The 1,122-nt window shown below is 52.8% G+C and carries 1 rRNA gene; it reads right to left on the bottom strand.

What is annotated here, in order from left to right:
* A 23S ribosomal RNA gene (locus ACIHAX_RS37795) occupies positions 1-1,122 on the bottom strand; the annotation flags it as partial.

Below are 1,122 nucleotides of genomic sequence, written 5' to 3' on the forward strand. Positions count from 1 at the left end.
CCTTTACACTCTGCGAATGATTTCCAACCATTCTGAGGGAACCTTTGGGCGCCTCCGTTACATTTTAGGAGGCGACCGCCCCAGTCAAACTGCCCACCTGACACTGTCTCCCACCCGGATAACGGGTGCGGGTTAGAATGTCAATACAGCCAGGGTAGTATCCCACCGATGCCTCCACCGAAGCTGGCGCTCCGGCTTCCAAGGCTCCTACCTATCCTGTACAAGCTGTACCAAAATTCAATATCAGGCTACAGTAAAGCTCCATGGGGTCTTTCCGTCCTGTCGCGGGTAACCTGCATCTTCACAGGTACTATAATTTCACCGAGTCTCTCGTTGAGACAGTGCCCAGATCGTTACGCCTTTCGTGCGGGTCGGAACTTACCCGACAAGGAATTTCGCTACCTTAGGACCGTTATAGTTACGGCCGCCGTTTACTGGGGCTTCAATTCAAAGCTTCGCTTGCGCTAACCTCTCCTCTTAACCTTCCAGCACCGGGCAGGCGTCAGCCCCTATACTTCGCCTTGCGGCTTCGCAGAGACCTGTGTTTTTGCTAAACAGTCGCCTGGGCCTATTCACTGCGGCTTTTCAAGGCTTTAACACCCTAAAAAGCACCCCTTCTCCCGAAGTTACGGGGTCATTTTGCCGAGTTCCTTAACGAGAGTTCTCTCGATCACCTTAGGATTCTCTCCTCGCCTACCTGTGTCGGTTTGCGGTACGGGCACCTGCTTTCTCGCTAGAGGCTTTTCTAGGCAGTGTGGAATCAGGAACTTCGGTACTATATTTCCCTCGCCATCACAGCTCAGCCTTCACGGTAACGGGATTTGCCTCATTACCAGCCTAACTGCTTGGACGTGCTAATCCAACAGCACGCTTACCCTATCCTCCTGCGTCCCCCCATTGCTCAAACGAAAGTTTGGTGGTACAGGAATATCAACCTGTTGTCCATCGCCTACGCTTTTCAGCCTCGGCTTAGGTCCCGACTAACCCTGAGCGGACGAGCCTTCCTCAGGAAACCTTAGGCATTCGGTGGATGGGATTCTCACCCATCTTTCGCTACTCATACCGGCATTCTCACTTCTAAGCGCTCCACAAGTCCTTACGATCTTGCTTCAACGCCCTTAG

Origin of the sequence: Nocardia sp. NPDC051929 (assembly GCF_044548645.1) — a bacterium.
GTDB classification, from domain to species: domain Bacteria; phylum Actinomycetota; class Actinomycetes; order Mycobacteriales; family Mycobacteriaceae; genus Nocardia; species Nocardia sichangensis.